Source organism: Micromonospora wenchangensis, assembly GCF_002210435.1.
GTDB classification, from domain to species: Bacteria; Actinomycetota; Actinomycetes; order Mycobacteriales; family Micromonosporaceae; genus Micromonospora; species Micromonospora wenchangensis.
Window position 1 is genome coordinate 26,466 of sequence record NZ_MZMV01000009.1, and the last position, 15,767, is coordinate 42,232.

Sequence of the window (15,767 nt, forward strand, 5' to 3'; positions counted from 1 at the left end):
CCCCGACGCAGCGTCCCACCGCGTCCGGGGCGAGTACGCAGCGCACCTGATCCACGCAACGACACGACGGGGGGTTGGTCCGATGGCGGGCCGCATGGTGGTCGGTTCCGCCGCACTGGCCGATCTGGTCCGCCCGGCGAGCGCCCCGGACCCGGCGGGCAGCCACCGGGTGCTCCCGGTGACACCCGAGTTGACCGGCCTGCTGCCGCACCGGGGGCTGCGCCGGGGCAGCACGGTCGCCGTCACCGTCGGCCAACCCCGGCGCAGCGGCGGCACCTCCCTGGTGCTGGCGTTGCTCGCCGAGGCGTCCCGGGCCGGGTCGTGGTGCGCGGTGGTCGGGGTGCCCACCTTCGGGGCCGGCGCCGCCGCCGAGGTCGGCATCGCCCTGGACCGGCTGGCCCTCGTCCCGCATCCCGGTCCGGAGTGGCCGACCGTGGTCGCCGCCCTGATCGACGGGGTCGACGTGGTGGTGACCGCCGTCCCGCACACCGTCTCCGCCCCGGTGGCCGACCGGCTGGCCGCCCGGGCCCGGCAACGCGGCTGCGTGCTCGTCCCGTACGGCCGGTGGACCGGTGCGGACGTCACGCTCCAGGTGGTCCGGGGGGTCTGGGAGGGGCTCGGGCCGGGGCGGGGCCGGCTGCGTCGACGCGAGGTCACCGTGTCGGCACGCGGTCGCGGCGCGGCGGCCCGTCCGAAGGAGATCACGATGTGGCTGCCCGGCGACGGGCTCACCCGGGTCGTGCCCCGCGCCGCGCCGGCCGTCCCCGCCGCATCCGCCGGGCCCCGGCCGGGCGGATTCACCGTGGTTGGGTCCGGGTGACCGGCGCGCCCGTCCGCACCCTGCTGCTCTGGTGCCCGGACTGGCCGGTGCTCGCCGCCGAGATCGTCGACGGGGTGCCCGCCGCCGGCCCGGTGGCGGTGCTGCACGCCAACCGGGTGGTGGCCTGCTCGGCGTCGGCCCGCGCCGCCGGGGTACGCCGGGGCCTGCGCCGCCGGGAGGCACAGGGGCGCTGCCCCGCGCTGACCGTCGTCGACCACGACCCCGGCCGGGACGCCCGCGCCTTCGAACCGGTCGTCGCCGCCGTGGAGGAGGTCGCCGCCGGGGTCGAGGTGGTCCGCCCCGGTGTCTGCGCGCTCGCCGCCCGGGGGCCCGCCCGCTACCTCGGCGGTGAGGAGGCCGCCGCCGAGCGGATCATCGAACAGGTCGCCGAGTCCTGCGCGGTGGAGAGTCAGGTCGGGATCGCCGACGGGGTCTTCGCCGCCGGTCTCGCCGCGCGTACCGGTCAGGTGGTGCCGCCGGGCGGGACACCGGGGTTCCTGGCCGGGCTGCCCGTCGAGGCGATCGGCCGGCCGGCCCTGGCCGACCTGCTGCGCCGGCTCGGCGTACGCACGCTCGGCGAGTTCGCGGCGCTGCCCGCCGGTGACGTGCTGGCCAGGTTCGGCTTCGACGGCGCACTCGCCCACCGGCTCGCCGCCGGGCACGACCACCGGCCGCTCGCCGTCCGGCAGCCCCCGGTCGACCTGACCGTCACCGCCCACCACGACGAGCCCCTCGACCGGGTCGACGCGGCGGCCTTCGCCGCCCGGATGCTCGCCGAACGGCTGCACGACCGGTTGGCCGGGTACGGGCTGGCCTGCACCCGGCTCGGCATCGAGGCGGTCACCGCGCACGGCCAGGAACTGCACCGGGTGTGGCGGCACGACGGGCTGCTCACCGCCGCCGCCATCGCCGACCGGGTGCGCTGGCAGCTCGACGGCTGGCTCTCCGGCAGCACCGGTCGGGCCGGTGCCCGCCCGCCCCGACCGACCGCCGGGATCGTCCGGCTGCGGCTGGTGCCCGACGGGCTGCTGGCCCGAGGCGGGCTGCAACCCGGCCTGTGGGGGGAGGCCGGTGAGGAACGGGACCGGGCGCACCGGGCGTTGAGCCGCGTGCAGGGCATCCTCGGCCCGGAGGCGGTGGTCACCGCCGTGCTGGGCGGCGGTCGGTCCCCGGCCGACCAGACCCGGCTGGTCCCGTGGGGGGACGAACGCCTCCCCGCCCGCCCCGGCCCGCCACCACTGCCGGACGTCGGCGAGGCACAGCCGGGCGGTGCCGGGCAGGTGGGTGCGCGGCTGGACGGTGCCGGGCGGCCGGGTGGTGCCGGGCGGAGCGGGGTGCGGCGGGGGAGTCCCGTACCGCCCTGGCCGGGGCGGCTGCCACCACCCGCGCCGGCCGTGGTGCTGCCCGTCCCGCTCACCGCGACCGTGCACGACGCAGCCGGGGAGCCGGTGCTGGTCAGCGCCCGGTTGGCGGTCAGCGCCGCGCCCGCCCGGCTGGCCGTCGGCGGCACCACGCCGACGGAGATCGTCGGCTGGACCGGTCCGTGGCCGGTGGACGAGCGGTGGTGGGCTCCCGCCGAGGCCCGTCGCCGGGCCCGGTTCCAGGTCTGCCTGGCCGACGGTGCCGCCCTGCTGCTGGCCGTCGAGGCGGGCCGGTGGCTGGTGGAGGCGATCTATGACTGACCGGTGGTCGGTGCTGGTCCGGTCGGTGTGGCGTTCCGTCCGGGGCCATCCCGCGTCCCGACGATGTTTCCGGGTGAGCGGTATGCCTGACGGTCATAAATATGACTCAGCGGCATACCGCTCACCGAGCGATCCGTTCCCGTCCGCGACGCCCCTGCCCCACCGCGCAGCCGGCCACAGGAAGAGATCCGGATGAGTTTCCACAATCCGAAGCTGCCCTGGTCGGAGCTGGAGCGGGTGCTGTCCGGACGGTCCACCACCGACGGCGGTGCGGGCCCCGGCGGGCCCCGGGGTGACGGGGGGCACGGCGACGGGCGGCGGCGCGGGGAGCGGCACCTGCACGTGGTGGACCCGCTCGCCGAGGCCGACGGCGGCGACTCACCGGCCTGGACCCGGCACCGCGAGCGGTACGCGCCGCCGGAGCTGACCCGTCCGGACGACCCGGTGCCGTACGCCGAGCTGCACGCGCACACCAACTTCAGTTTCCTCGACGGGGCGAGCCACCCGGAGGAACTGGCCGAGGAGGCCGCCCGGCTGGGGTTGACCGCGCTCGCGGTGACCGACCACGACGGGTTCTACGGGGTGGTCCGGTTCGCCGAGGCGGCCCGTACGCTGCACCTGCCCACGGTCTTCGGGGCGGAGCTGTCGTTGGGGCTGCCCGGCCCGCAGCAGGGCGAACCCGACCCGCTGGGCCGGCACCTGCTGGTGCTCGCCCACGGCCACGAGGGGTACGCCCGGCTCGCGTCGGTCATCTCCCGGGCCCAGCTGCGCGGCGGTGAGAAGGGCCGGCCGGTCTACGGCGAGCTGGAGGAGGTCGCCGCCGAGCTGCGCGACCACGTGCTGGTGCTGACCGGCTGCCGCAAGGGGCACGTGTCGGCGGCGCTGCTCACCGAGGGGGTCGACGCGGCGGCCCGGGAGCTGGACCGGCTCACCGCGCTGTTCGGCGCGGAGACGGTGGCGGTGGAGCTGACCGACCACGGGCATCCCGTCGACGCCGACCGCAACGACGCGCTCGCCGAACTGGCCGCCACCGCCGGGCTGCCCACCGTGGCCAGCAACAACGTGCACTACGCCAGCCCGGGGCGACGGCGGTTGGCGACCACCCTGGCCGCCGTACGGGCCCGCCGCAGCCTGGACGAGATCGACGGCTGGCTGCCCGCCGCCGCCACCGCCCACCTGCGCAGCGGCGCGGAGATGGCGGCCCGGTTCGCCGCGTACCCGGGCGCGGTGTCCCGGGCCGCCCGGTTCGGCGCGGAACTCGCCTTCGACCTGCACCTGGTCGCGCCCCGGCTGCCGGCGTACCCGGTGCCGGCGGGGCACACCGAGATGAGCTGGCTGCGCCACCTGACGATGGCCGGGGCGCACGAGCGCTACGGCCCGCCCGGGGCGCACCCGGAGGCGTACGCGCAGCTGGAACACGAGCTGCGGATGATCGACGAGCTGGGCTTCCCCGGCTACTTCCTGGTGGTCTACGACATCGTGGCGTTCTGCCGCGCGCAGGACATCTACTGCCAGGGCCGGGGTTCGGCGGCGAACTCGGCGGTCTGCTACGCGCTGCGGATCACCAACGTGGACGCCGTCCGGCACCGGCTGCTGTTCGAACGGTTCCTCGCCCCGGAACGCGACGGGCCACCCGACATCGACGTGGACATCGAGTCCGACCGGCGGGAGGAGGTGATCCAGCACGTCTATGCCCGCTACGGCCGGGAACACACCGCCCAGGTCGCCAACGTCATCTCGTACCGGCCCCGGTCGGCGGTGCGGGACGTGGCGAGGGCGTTCGGCTACTCGCCAGGCCAGCAGGACGCCTGGAGCAAGCAGATCGACCGCTGGGGTTCCGTCGCGGCGGTCGACGTCGAGGGCATCCCCGAGCAGGTGGTGGCGTACGCCGACGAGTTGCAGACGTTCCCCCGGCACCTGGGCATCCACTCCGGGGGGATGGTGATCTGCGACCGGCCGGTGATCGAGGTGTGCCCGGTGGAGTGGGGGCGGATGCCCGGCCGCAGCGTGCTCCAGTGGGACAAGGACGACTGCGCGGCCGTCGGGCTGGTCAAGTTCGACCTGCTCGGCCTGGGCATGCTCTCCGCCCTGCACTACGGCTACGACCTGATCGGGTCCAGGCTGGACCTGGGCGACATGACGTTGGACGACCCCGAGGTCTACGACATGCTCTGCCGGGCCGACTCGGTGGGCGTGTTCCAGGTGGAGAGCCGCGCCCAGATGGCCACCCTGCCCCGGCTGAAACCCCGCGAGTTCTACGACCTGGTGGTGGAGGTGGCGCTGATCCGGCCCGGCCCGATCCAGGGCGGCTCGGTGCACCCGTACATCAGGCGCAAGAACGGCCAGGAGCCGGTGACGTACCCGCACCCGCTGATGCGCAACGCGCTGGAGAAGACCCTCGGCGTGCCGCTGTTCCAGGAGCAGCTCATGCAGCTCGCCATCGACCTGGCCGGCTTCGACGCCGCCGGGGCCGACCATTTGCGCCGGGCGATGGGGGCGAAACGCTCGGTGCAGCGGATGGCGCAGCTCGCCGACCGGCTCTACGCCGGGATGGCCGAGCGGGGCATCACCGGCGAACTGGCCGACGACGTCTACCGCAAGCTCACCGCGTTCGCCAGCTACGGCTTCCCGGAGAGCCACGCGATGAGTTTCGCCTACCTGGTGTACGCCAGCTCCTGGCTCAAGCGGCACCACCCGGCGGCGTTCCTGGCGGCCCTGCTCAACGCCCAACCGATGGGCTTCTACGCGCCGCAGACCCTGGTCGACGACGCCCGGCGGCACGGGGTCGAGGTCCGCCGGCCGGACGTCAACGCCAGCGGGGCCGGTGCGGTGCTGGAGTCCACCCCGCACACCCGCTGGGGGAGCGTGCCGGGGGAACCGCCGCACGCCTGGGGGCTGGGCGGTCCGGCGGTCCGGCTCGGGCTGGGCGGTGTCCGTACCCTCGGCGACGACCTGGCGAGGCGGATCGTGGCGGAGCGGACGGCGCACGGGGCGTACCGGGACATGCCGGATCTGGCCCGGCGGGTCGGTCTCACCGCGGGCCAGCTGGAGGCGCTGGCCACCGCGGACGCCTTCGCCTGTTTCGGGCTGACCCGGCGGCAGGCGCTCTGGGCGGCCGGCGCGGCGGCCCAGGACCGGCCGGGTCGGCTGCCCGGCACGGTGACCGGCGCGGCGGCCCCCACCCTGCCCGGGATGGAGGCGGTGGACCGGCTCGTCGCCGACGTCTGGGCCACCGGGCTGTCCCCGGAAACCCACCCGGCCCGGTTCGTCCGGGACCGGCTCGACGCGCTGGGTGCGGTGCCGATCGCCAGGCTGGGACGGGTGGAGCCGGGTCGGCGGGTCCGGGTCGGCGGGATCGTCACCCACCGGCAACGGCCGGCGACGGCCGGCGGGGTCACCTTCCTCAACCTGGAGGACGAGACCGGAATGCTGAATGTCACGTGTTCGCCGGGGCTGTGGCAGCGCTATCGTCGAATCGCCCGCACCAGCAGCGCCCTCGTGGTCCGTGGTCGGTTGCAGCGGCACGAGGGGGTCACCAACCTCACCGCCGACCGGCTGGACCCGATCACGCCGCCGGTGGAACCCGCCTCCCGCGACTTCCGGTGAAGTGATCCACATTACGGTTTTCCGGGCCGGGAGACAGGAGAATTCCGGCACGCGCGGGCAGAGCGGCCCGCGCGCGGCAAGGGGGATGACCAGTGACGATGGACAGTACGTACACCGGTGGACTGGCGAACGCCCGGCGCACCCGGCTGGGTGCCGGTTGGACGCCCGCCCAGGACGCCGAGCCGCGCGAGTACCAGGTGACCGAGGGTCCGGTGGCGAACATCCGCCGGTCCCGTGCCGAGGAGGACCCGGCCGGCGGCGGGGAGATCTGAGCCGGCGACCGGACCGCCGACGGGGGGTCGGGTGGCGTGGGTGACTAGGCTCGACCGGGTGGAACAGAGCACCCGCAGCCGGTTCGCCGAGCCGCCGTTGACCCCCCGTACCGCCGTCATCTGGTCGGTGCTCGCCGCCGAGCTGCGGCGGCGGGCCGACGACACGCTGACCGTGCTCGACGTGGGCGGCGGCACCGGCGGGTTCGCCGTGCCGCTCGCCCAGGCCGGCCACCTGGTGACCGTGGTCGACGCCAGCCCCGACGCGCTCGCCGCGCTCACCCGCCGGGCCGCCGAGGCCGGGGTCGCCGACCGGGTGCGCGCCGTGCAGGGCGACGGCGACGCGCTGACCGGGCTGGTCGAACCGGCCACCGCCGACCTGGTGCTGTGCCACGCGGTGCTGGAGGTGGTCGACGACCCGACCCCCGTGGTGACCGCGCTGGCCGCCGCGCTGCGCCCCGGTGGCGCGGCGAGTGTGCTGGTCGCCGGCCGGGCCGCCGCCGTGCTGGGGCGGGCCGTGAACGGCCACCTGGACGTCGCCGCCGCGCTGGCCGCCGCCCCCGACGGGGCCGCCGGCCCCCGGGACACCCTGCGCCGCCGGTTCGACGCCGAGGAGGCCGCCACCCTGTTGCGCGCCGCCGGCCTCACCGTCGAGGAGATCCACGGGGTACGCGTGCTGGCCGACCTGCTGCCCGCCACCGTCGCCGACGGCCAGCCGGGTGCCCTGGTCGAGCTGGAGAGGGCGCTGGCCGGGCGTCCGCCCTACCGGGACCTCGCCGCCCAACTGCACCTGTTCGCCCGCCGCCCGGCATGACCGCCGTGCCGGTGCCCCCGCCCGGTGCGACCCGGGCGGCCGGGCCGACGCCGCCGGCGGACCCGCTCGCGGTGGTGCCGCCGCGCTACGGCGGGGGCAGCCTGGCCGACGTGCTGCCCAGCGCGCTGGCCGTGCTCGGCGTGCCGGGCGCGGTCGACCTGCTCGGGCTCGCCCCCGGCCTGGCCGGGGTACGCCGGGTCGCGGTGCTGCTCGTCGACGGCCTCGGCTGGTACCAGCTGCCCACCGCCGCCCGGTACGCCCCGACCCTGACCGGGCTGGCCGCGACGGTGGGCCGTCCGTTGACCTCCGGTTTCCCGTCGACCACCCCGACCAGCCTGGTGACCCTGGGGGCGGGTGCGGCCCCCGGCGCGCACGGCGTGCTCGGCTTCACCGTCCGGGTGCCCGGCACCGACCGGGTGCTCAACCACATCGACTGGCACGGCGACCCGGACCCGCTGCACTGGCAGCCGGTGCGCACCCAGTGGCAGCGGGCCCGCGCCGCCGGGGTCGCGGTGAGCGTGGTGAGCCGCCCCGAGTACGCCGGCAGCGGGCTCACCCTGGCGGCCAACCGGGGCGGTGACTACCGGGGCGCCGGCGGGGTGGACGCGCTGGCCCGGACGATGCTGGCGGCGTTGTCCGCCGGGGCCGGACCCACCCTGGTCTCCGGTTACCACCCCGACCTGGACCGGCACGGTCACCTCAGCGGGGTCGACTCGGCCCCGTGGCGGATCGCCGCCGCCGAGGTCGACGCCCTGCTCGCCCGGCTCGTCGACGGGTTGCCGGCCGACGCCGCGCTGCTGGTCACCGCCGACCACGGCCAGCTCGACGTGCCGGCGGGGCACCGGTTCGACCTGGACACCGACGCACGGCTGCGGGCCGGCATCCGGGTGGTCGCCGGCGAGCCCCGGGTGCGGTACCTGCACGTCGACCCGGGGGCGGTGGACGACGTGGTGGCCGCCTGGTCGGCGGTGCTCGGGCCGGCCGCCCGGGTGTGCACGCGGGAGGAGATGGTGGCCGAGGGGTGGTTCGGCCCGGTCGCCGAGGAGCACCTGTCCCGGGTCGGTGACGTGGTGGTGACCTGCCGCGACACGTACGCGGTGCTGGCCACCCGGTCGGAGCCGCCGGCGGTGTCCCGGCTGGTGGCGTACCACGGGGCGGACACCGCGGCGGAGATGACCGTGCCGCTGCTGGTGGTCCGGGGCTGACCGGGGCCCTCGCCCGTGGGGCGGGCGGACCGGTTGTCGTACCTGGCGGTTAGCCTGCCGCAATGGGTCGGAGTCAGTCGTTGTCGCGCGGTGGTGACCCGCGTTTCGGGCCCGACGCCGACGACTCGGCCAGCCCGATCCTGCACGTCGACATGGACGCCTTCTACGCCTCCGTCGAGGTGCGCCACCGGCCCGAGCTGCGCGGCCTTCCGGTGGTGGTCGGCGGGGTCGGGCCGCGCGGCGTGGTCAGCTCCGCCAGTTACGAGGCCCGCCGCTTCGGCGTACGCAGCGCGATGCCCACCGCGCGGGCCCGCGCGCTCTGCCCCGGCGCGGTCTACCTTCCCCCCGACTTCGCCCGCTACCGGGCGGCCTCCGACGCGGTGATGCGGATCTTCCGGGACGTCACCCCGCTGGTCGAGCCGCTCTCCCTCGACGAGGCGTTCCTCGACGTGGCGGGTGCCCGCCGGCTGTTCGGCCCGCCCGCCGCCATCGCCCGGCAGATCCGGGAGCGGGTCACGGCCGAGCAGGGGCTGACCTGTTCGGTCGGGGTGGGTCCGAGCAAGTTCGTGGCCAAGCTCGGCTCCACCCGGGCCAAGCCGGACGGCCTGCTCGTGGTGCCGGCCGACCGGGTGCTGGAGTTCCTCCACCCGCTGCCGGTCGACGCGTTGTGGGGGGTGGGGGAGCGGTCCGCCGAGACGCTGCGCCGGCTCGGCCTGCGGACCATCGGTGACCTGGCCGAGGCGCCGGTGGGGATGCTGCGCAAGGCGCTCGGTGCGGCGTCCGCGGCCCACCTGCACGAGCTGGCCCGGGGGCGGGACGCGCGCCCGGTCAGCCCGGAGCACGTGGAGAAGTCGATCGGGGCCGAGGTGACCTTCGACGTCGACGTCGTCGACCCGCAGCAGATCCGGCGGGCGCTGCTGGCCCTCAGCGAGAAGGTGGGCAGCCGGCTGCGCGGGGCCGGTCAGGTGGGCCGGACGGTCTCGCTGAAGGTGCGGCTGTCCGATTTCCGCACCGTCAACCGGTCCCGGACGCTAGGCGTGGCCACCGACGTGGCCCGGGAGATCTTCGACACCTCCTGGGGCCTGTGGACCGCTCTCGACCCGGGTGAGCCGGTCCGGCTGGTGGGCGTACGGGTGGAGGGTCTGGCCGGTGCGGTCGACACGCCGCGGCAGCTCGCCCTCGGCGCACCCGAGCGGGGTTGGCGGGAGGCGGAAACCGCCGCCGACGCCGCGGCTGCCCGTTTCGGGCGGTCCGTCATAGGTCCGGCCAGTCTGCTCGGCAGGCGCGATGCCCGCCCCGGCGAAAATAGCAGTCGGCCATAGGTCGTCCCGCTTTCCGACGCGCGACCCCCCTCGTAGACTTGGCGGCAAGCAGCCGGTTGGCTGCCACGGTCTGTCGGCCCGACCGGGCCGACCAACGTGACCGGGGAGGAGTGCCGTGCCGCTCTCGGAGCACGAGCAGCGGCTGTTCGAGCAGATCGAGCGGTCGCTTGCCGAGGACCCCAAATTCGCCTCGGCCGTGCGCGCCAGCGACCCGCGTTTCCACACGCGGCGTCGCCTGCTCGTCGCTGCCGGCGTGGTGGTCGTCGGCCTGGCCCTGTTGGTCTACGGCGCGGTGATCAAGACGCCGCCACTGGCAGTGGCGGGCTTCGTCGTCATGCTGGCCGCGCTGGGCTATGCGGTGCAGTCGCACCGGCGGGGGCAGTCACCTGACCTGCACGTGGTGGGCGGCACGACGAGTCGTCGTCGCCCGCGTGGCCGCGGCGGCCGGCGGCCGTCGCTGCTGGACCGCATGGAGGACCGGTGGCGTCAGCGCCCGGAGGGACATCGTTGAACCCCGTCCACCCCTGAGGTGAGCGGGCGACACCGACGACGGTAGGTGCCGGACATGGTCCGGCCACCTCCGTCGCATTTGCCTGTCCGGCGACAGCTCGCGCAGGTGGGCGAGGTAGCTACGCATGTGGGGCGAGGTAGCGGTATCAGTCGTTTCGGATACCGCTACCTCGCCCCATGAGCGATCCGCCGCGCCTGACCTGCCGGCCGAGGCTGGCGGGTCAGGCGCGGCGGGTGGCCAGCAGGCGACGCGGGTTCCAGCGCAGCAGCAGGCGGCGCAGCCGCCCCGAGGCCGTCACCAGCCGCGCCGAGCTGTCGCCCAGCGAGGTACGCCAGCGCAGCAGCACCGACGGCGGCAGCACGGCGGCGAGCAGCCGGGTACGCCGGTCGGCCCGCGCGGCGAGAGTGCCACGTACCGTCCGCAGCGCCGGATGCAGGGGCTCGCCGGTGAGCGGGTCCCGGGCGTACCTGGCGCGTTCCTCGGCCCGGCCGAGCAGCCGTACCGCAGTGGCGGAGCCGGCGTCCTCGCCGACCGCCTCCCGGGCCAGGCGCTCGGCGGTCGCCCGGGGCGTCTCCGTCGGGTCGACCCGGACCCGGTAGTCGACCAGGGTGTCCAGCAGCTCGTCCCAGGCGGCGTGGGCGTCGGCGCGGGCCCGTTCGGCGTCCGCGCCCAGCACCGTCATCGGGATGCTCGCGCCCGCCGCGTCGTCGGGGGCCACGTCGGCCGCCACCGGGGCGGGCCGACGGTGCCGCTGCCGGCGCAACGCGCGCCGTCGCAGCGCCGGCAGCGCCAGCAGCGCCGCCAACGCCAACACCGCCCCCACCGTCCACCAGGGCCAGGTCGGGGCCCGCTCGACGGGGGCGCCGGTGGTCGGGTCGAACCCGGCGTCGGTGTCCTTGTCGGCGGCCTCGTCGCGCTGCGGCCCGGCCGTGGCGCCCGGGTCCTCCGGCGCGGTGGGCGCGGCCGTGTCCGACGGCTCCGGGTCCGGGGCGTCGGAGTCCGGCGCCCACGCCGACCGGGTCGACCCCTGGACGCCGTACGCCGGGGTGGCGTCGAACGGCACCCAGCCGAACCGGTCGAAGTAGACCTCCGTCCAGGCGTGCAGGTTGCGGTTGGTCAGGACGGCGGTGTCGCCGTCGACGCTGCTGCCGTTGGTGAAGCCGAACGCCACCCGGGCCGGGATGCCGGCCTCCCGCACCAGCCAGGCCAGCGCCGCCGCGTACTGCTGGCAGTAGCCGACCTTGTTGGTGAGGAAGTCGACGATCTCCTGGCCGCTGGTGCCGCCCTTGGTGCTCAGCGAGTAGCTGAACCCGTTCTCCCGGGAGAAGTAGTCGTAGAGCGCCCGGACCCGGTCGTAGTCGGTGGACTTCCCCTCCACCAGCCGGTTCACCAGCAGGCTGACCTCGCGTACCTCGGGGGTGCGGGTCTGTTGCAGCCGGATCGGGTGCTCGGCCGGCAGCGGACGGGCCCGGCGCAGCGCCGCCGGGCTGTACGTCGAGCGCACGTACTCGAAGGAGTAGCGCTTGCCCCGGGAGTTGTCCCGGTTGGAGAAGACCACCCCGAGGTTCTGGTCGTACGACCAGTTGCCGTTGAGCCCGTCGAAGCTGACCGGGTCGGTGTAGACCGGCACGAAGGGCATGTTCAGCGACCGGTTCACCTCCACGGTCGCCCGGTAGGTCTGCTGCTCCACCCCCGCCTGGGCCCGGTCGGCCGGGTCGGGCAGGTCCCGGTTCACCGGCCGGCCGTTGGGCGGGCGCACCCGGAAGCCGTCCGGACGCAGCTCGTCGGCGACACCGAAGCGCAGGTAGAACGGGTTCTGCTCGGTGGTGGTGACGGTGACCATGTCGGCCACCTCGGACTGGTTGAGCTGCCCGCTGAGGGCGGCGAAGAGGTCGATCCGGCCGGGGCCGCCGCCCTGCCCGAGGCGTCCGTTGCCGGTGCCGTTGCCGGCGGTGTTGAACTGGTCCAGCAGCCCGCCGGACATCCCGGGCACGGCCAGCGGCAGCACCACGGCCAGCACCACCCCGACCACCGCCAGCCGGCGACCGGCGGCGGCCAGCGGGGACGACTCCCAGACGTCCACGTCGCGGCCCTCGCCGGTGAACCGGCGACCGAACCGGCGGACCCGGTCGACGTTGTCGGTCACCAGCAACCAGAGGTAGCCGGCGGCGCCGACCACGAACGGCAGCGCGGGGACGCTGTCGACGTAGACCGCCACCGGCACCGAGTAGATGGCCAGCATCGGCAGCCCGGCCAGGGCCGGCCGGCGCAGCCCGACGGCGAGCACGTCGACCACGATCGCCACCGAGCCCACCCCGAGCACGCTGATGAACAGCAGCGGGGTGGTGTCCGGCACCTTCACCCCGTAGGAGCGCATGTCCTGCAACGAGCCCTGCGCCAGCTCACCGAAGTGGGCAAGCGTCGCCGGGGTGGGCAGGAAGGCGACCAGTTCGCCGCCGCCAGGGAAGAGCCAGGTCAGGGCGAGCAGCAGACCGGCGAGCATGCCCAGCACCTGCCCCCACAGCGGGGCCCGGACCAGCCGGGTGAGCGCCGCCGCGCCGGCCACCACGGCGACCGCGATGGCCGACTGGATCAGCCAGGTCCACTGCTGGAAGATCGACGACAGCGGGGCCGCGGCGAGCAGGGTCGCCGCGGCGGCCACGAAGCCGATGTTCCGGGACGCGATCACGACGTCACCCTCTCTGTCGTCGGGCGTCGGTGGCGGGGCCCACCGCACGGCGGCCGGCGACGGCGGCACGCCCGCCGGTGGCGCGGCGGACCGGCCGGTGGTGCCGGTGCGGGGCCGGTCGACGGCTCACCGGACGGCCCCGGCGACCGTCTCGGCGAGCGCCGCGCGCAGCGCGAAGCCCTGCGAACCGCGCCCGGCCTGCGGCCAGAGCGCCGGCAGCCGGCCGTCGTGGTCGACCCCGATGACCCGCCAGCCGCCCTGCAACAGGGACAGCGCGGCGGCGGCGTGGGCCTGTTCGGACTCGAACCGGGCCCGCTCGGGCAGGCTGAGCCAGGTGGAGCTGTGCAGCACGAAACCGACGCAGGTCGCCCCGTTGCCGCGCAACCCGCCGAGCAGCTCCGCCTCGCTGGTGGTCAGCGACCCGAACAACGCGATGATCAGGCCCCCGTCGGCGCGCTGGCGGACCCGCTGCACCAGCGTCGCCACGTCGCCGCGCTGGTCGAGCCGCACGTCGGCGAGGTGGTCGAGGAGCAGGCCGTCCCCGGTGGCCTCGCTGGCGTCGATGTCGACCCCGTCCCCGGTGACCAGGCGCAGCTTGTACCCGGCCTGGCGCAGGTGCACGGCGATGCTGGCGGCGGCGGAGACCGCCCACTCGAAACTGGCCGTCGGGCCGTCGCCCCGGTGCCCGTGCGCCCGGGTGTCCAGCACCACCGTGGCCCGGCTCTCCCAGGGCTGCTCCTCCCGGCGCACCATCAGCTCACCGGTGCGCGCGGTCGACTTCCAGTGCACCCGGCGCAGGTCGTCGCCCATCCGGTACTCGCGGGTGGCGGCGTCGTCCTCGCCGTGCACCGCCACCGACCGGGCCCGGCTGTCGCCGCTGCCGGCGTACTCGCCGGGCAGCCGTACCGAGGGCAGCGGGGTGACCTGCGGGATCACGGTGAGCTGTTCGGTGCTGGGGAAGGCCCGGCTCAGCTCGCACAACCCGAACGGGTCGGTCATCCGGATCACCAGCGGACCCACCTCGTACCGGCCGCGCACGTCGGCGCGCACGGTGTACGCCACCGAGCTGGCCTGGTGCGCGCCGAGCCGTTCCAGCACCACCCGGGGCCGGCTGCCCAGCGCGTACGGCAGCCGGTCCTCCAGCAGCAGGGTGCCGGTGGGCAGCCGGGACATGTTCTGCAACCGCAGCACCACCCGGGAGCTGGCCCCGACCGGCACCCGGTGCGGGTCCAGCGAGCGGTTGCAGGCCAGCTTGTACCGGGTCCGGCCGACGTAGAGCGCGGCGAGCAGCGGCAGGACGGCGAGCAGCACCGCCACCCGGAGCAGGTCCCGTTCGCCGAGGATGCCGGCCGAGATCGTGGCGGCGATGGCCGCCGCCAGGAACGAACGGCCCCGGGTGGTCAGGCCACGCAGCCCGTCCCGCACGTCACGGCCTCCGCGGCTCGAACGGCGGGCGGCCGTTGCCGGCGGCGGGGCGGGGCGTGTCGTAGCCGGTGGGGCGCTTGCGGTCCGGCGGCAGGGCCAGCCGGTGCACCAGCTCGGCGACGATCGCGTCGGTGGTGCGGCGGGCCAGCTGGGCGTCGGCCGTGGGGATGATCCGGTGGGCCAGCACCGGCACCGCGAGCGCCTGGAGGTCGTCGGGCAGCACGTAGTCGCGGCCCTCCAGGGCGGCCACCGCGCGGGCGGTGCGCAGCAGCTGGAGGGTGGCCCGGGGGGACGCGCCCAACCGCAGGTCAGGGGCCTCCCGGGTGGCGGTGACCAGGTCGACGGCGTACTGCTTGACGGCGTCGGCGACGTGCACGTTGCGGACGGTGGCGATCAGGCGGCGTACCGTGTCGGCGTCGGAGACCGGGCGCAGCTCCTGCAGCGGGTCGGCGGCGCCGTGCCCGTCCAGCATGGCCAGTTCGGCGTCCGGGCCGGGGTAGCCCATCGCGATCCGGGCGGTGAACCGGTCGCGCTGCGCCTCCGGCAGGGGGTACGTCCCCTCCATCTCGATCGGGTTCTGGGTGGCGATCACCATGAACGGGGTCTGCAACTGGTAGGTGACGCCGTCGACGGTGACCTGGCGTTCCTCCATGCACTCCAGCAGCGCGGACTGGGTCTTCGGCGAGGCCCGGTTGATCTCGTCGCCGACCACCAGGTTGGCGAAGACCGCACCGGGGCGGAACTCGAAGTCGTGCGTCTCCTGGTTGTAGACGCTGACCCCGGTGACGTCGCTGGGCAGCAGGTCGGGGGTGAACTGGATGCGCCGCACCGAACAGTCGATGGACCGGGCGAGCGCCTTGGCCAGCTTGGTCTTGCCGACGCCCGGGACGTCCTCGATCAGCAGGTGCCCCTCGGCCAGCAGGACGGCCAGGGCGAGCCGTACGGTCGCTGTCTTGCCCTCGATGACCTGCTCGATGTTGGCCACGATGGCCTCGCTGGCGGCGCGGAACTCGTCGTGCGGCAGCACACCGCCCACCTCGTCCCAGGTCTGTTGTGTCACGGGCCTTCTCCTCGTCGCGACGGCAGCTCGGTAAAGAGCACCTGGACCCGTCGTTCGGTTCGCAACGGGAAGCCTCGTCTGCCGCAGGAATCGCACTGGTCTCTCAGGCTAACCATGTTTACGGTGAACGCCGAACCCTGCCGGAAGTCGGCCGGTCACGCAGCGGATATTCGTCAGGTCGGGGGACCGGACGCGGCCGGGCGACCACGGAAGGTGACGGCCGTGCGGTGGATGTGCCGGGCGGTCGACCGACGCCACGGGGTACACTCCCGGACATGGCCGGAGTCTTCCTGCTTCTTACCGGGCCGTGCTGATGCGCTGACGCGCGACAGCACGGCGGCCCCTCCTGTGCGAGGGGCTTTTT

At 75.3% G+C, this 15,767-nt stretch carries 11 protein-coding genes; 8 read left to right on the forward strand and 3 right to left on the reverse strand.

Features of this window, described 5'->3' with window-relative positions; genetic code table 11:
• Positions 1 to 82 precede the first annotated feature (82 nt).
• The 8 genes from B5D80_RS07315 (at position 83) to B5D80_RS07345 (ending at position 10,229) form a co-directional block, all read left to right on the forward strand.
• Positions 83 to 820: a VOC family protein gene (locus B5D80_RS07315; protein ID WP_088643021.1), complete on the forward strand. Its 738-nt coding sequence runs from the start codon at positions 83 to 85 to the stop codon at positions 818 to 820.
• On the forward strand, positions 817 to 2,502 hold the full coding sequence (locus B5D80_RS07320) for a DNA polymerase Y family protein (protein WP_088643022.1): 1,686 nt from the start codon (positions 817 to 819) through the stop codon (positions 2,500 to 2,502). Before B5D80_RS07315 ends, B5D80_RS07320 begins: the two co-directional genes overlap by 4 nt.
• A gap of 192 nt (positions 2,503 to 2,694) precedes the next feature.
• A complete protein-coding gene (locus B5D80_RS07325) occupies positions 2,695 to 6,108 on the forward strand; it encodes an error-prone DNA polymerase (RefSeq protein ID WP_088643023.1) in 3,414 nt (1,137 codons plus the stop codon).
• A gap of 92 nt (positions 6,109 to 6,200) precedes the next feature.
• Positions 6,201 to 6,380 carry a hypothetical protein gene (locus B5D80_RS32820; RefSeq protein ID WP_144081605.1) on the forward strand — a complete coding sequence of 60 codons (180 nt, stop codon included), beginning with the start codon at positions 6,201 to 6,203 and terminating at the stop codon, positions 6,378 to 6,380.
• Positions 6,381 to 6,420: 40 nt separating this feature from the next.
• Positions 6,421 to 7,191: a methyltransferase domain-containing protein gene (locus B5D80_RS07330; protein WP_088643133.1), complete on the forward strand. Its 771-nt coding sequence runs from the start codon at positions 6,421 to 6,423 to the stop codon at positions 7,189 to 7,191.
• Complete coding sequence (locus B5D80_RS07335) at positions 7,188 to 8,396, forward strand: alkaline phosphatase family protein (RefSeq protein ID WP_088643024.1); 1,209 nt, start codon at positions 7,188 to 7,190, stop codon at positions 8,394 to 8,396. Before B5D80_RS07330 ends, B5D80_RS07335 begins: the two co-directional genes overlap by 4 nt.
• A 62-nt stretch (positions 8,397 to 8,458) precedes the next feature.
• A complete protein-coding gene (locus tag B5D80_RS07340) occupies positions 8,459 to 9,718 on the forward strand; it encodes a DNA polymerase IV (protein WP_088643025.1) in 1,260 nt (419 codons plus the stop codon).
• 115 nt (positions 9,719 to 9,833) lie between these two features.
• The gene (locus B5D80_RS07345) at positions 9,834 to 10,229 is read left to right on the forward strand and encodes a DUF3040 domain-containing protein (RefSeq protein WP_088643026.1); all 396 of its coding nucleotides are present in this window, start codon (positions 9,834 to 9,836) and stop codon (positions 10,227 to 10,229) included.
• A 220-nt stretch (positions 10,230 to 10,449) separates the two neighbouring features.
• Here B5D80_RS07345 and B5D80_RS07350 read toward each other — a convergent pair whose 3' ends face one another.
• The 3 genes from B5D80_RS07350 to B5D80_RS07360 all read right to left on the reverse strand — a co-directional run bounded on the left by B5D80_RS07350 (position 10,450) and on the right by B5D80_RS07360 (position 15,403).
• Positions 10,450 to 12,918, reverse strand: coding sequence for a transglutaminase TgpA family protein (locus tag B5D80_RS07350; protein WP_088643027.1), 2,469 nt, complete (start codon positions 12,916 to 12,918; stop codon positions 10,450 to 10,452).
• 126 nt (positions 12,919 to 13,044) lie between these two features.
• Positions 13,045 to 14,343 (reverse strand): DUF58 domain-containing protein, encoded by a 1,299-nt coding sequence (locus B5D80_RS07355; protein ID WP_088643028.1) that lies wholly within the window; start codon positions 14,341 to 14,343, stop codon positions 13,045 to 13,047.
• Between the two features lies 1 nt (position 14,344).
• Positions 14,345 to 15,403, reverse strand: coding sequence for an AAA family ATPase (locus tag B5D80_RS07360; RefSeq protein WP_088643029.1), 1,059 nt, complete (start codon positions 15,401 to 15,403; stop codon positions 14,345 to 14,347).
• Positions 15,404 to 15,767: the final 364 nt, after the last annotated feature.

Coding starts and splice junctions, on each gene's coding strand:
- B5D80_RS07315 (WP_088643021.1), top strand. CDS start 83: ATGGCGGGCCGCATGGTGGTCGGTTCCGCCGCACTGGCCGATCTGGTC.
- B5D80_RS07325 (WP_088643023.1), top strand. CDS start 2,695: ATGAGTTTCCACAATCCGAAGCTGCCCTGGTCGGAGCTGGAGCGGGTG.
- B5D80_RS07335 (WP_088643024.1), top strand. CDS start 7,188: ATGACCGCCGTGCCGGTGCCCCCGCCCGGTGCGACCCGGGCGGCCGGG.
- B5D80_RS07340 (WP_088643025.1), top strand. CDS start 8,459: ATGGGTCGGAGTCAGTCGTTGTCGCGCGGTGGTGACCCGCGTTTCGGG.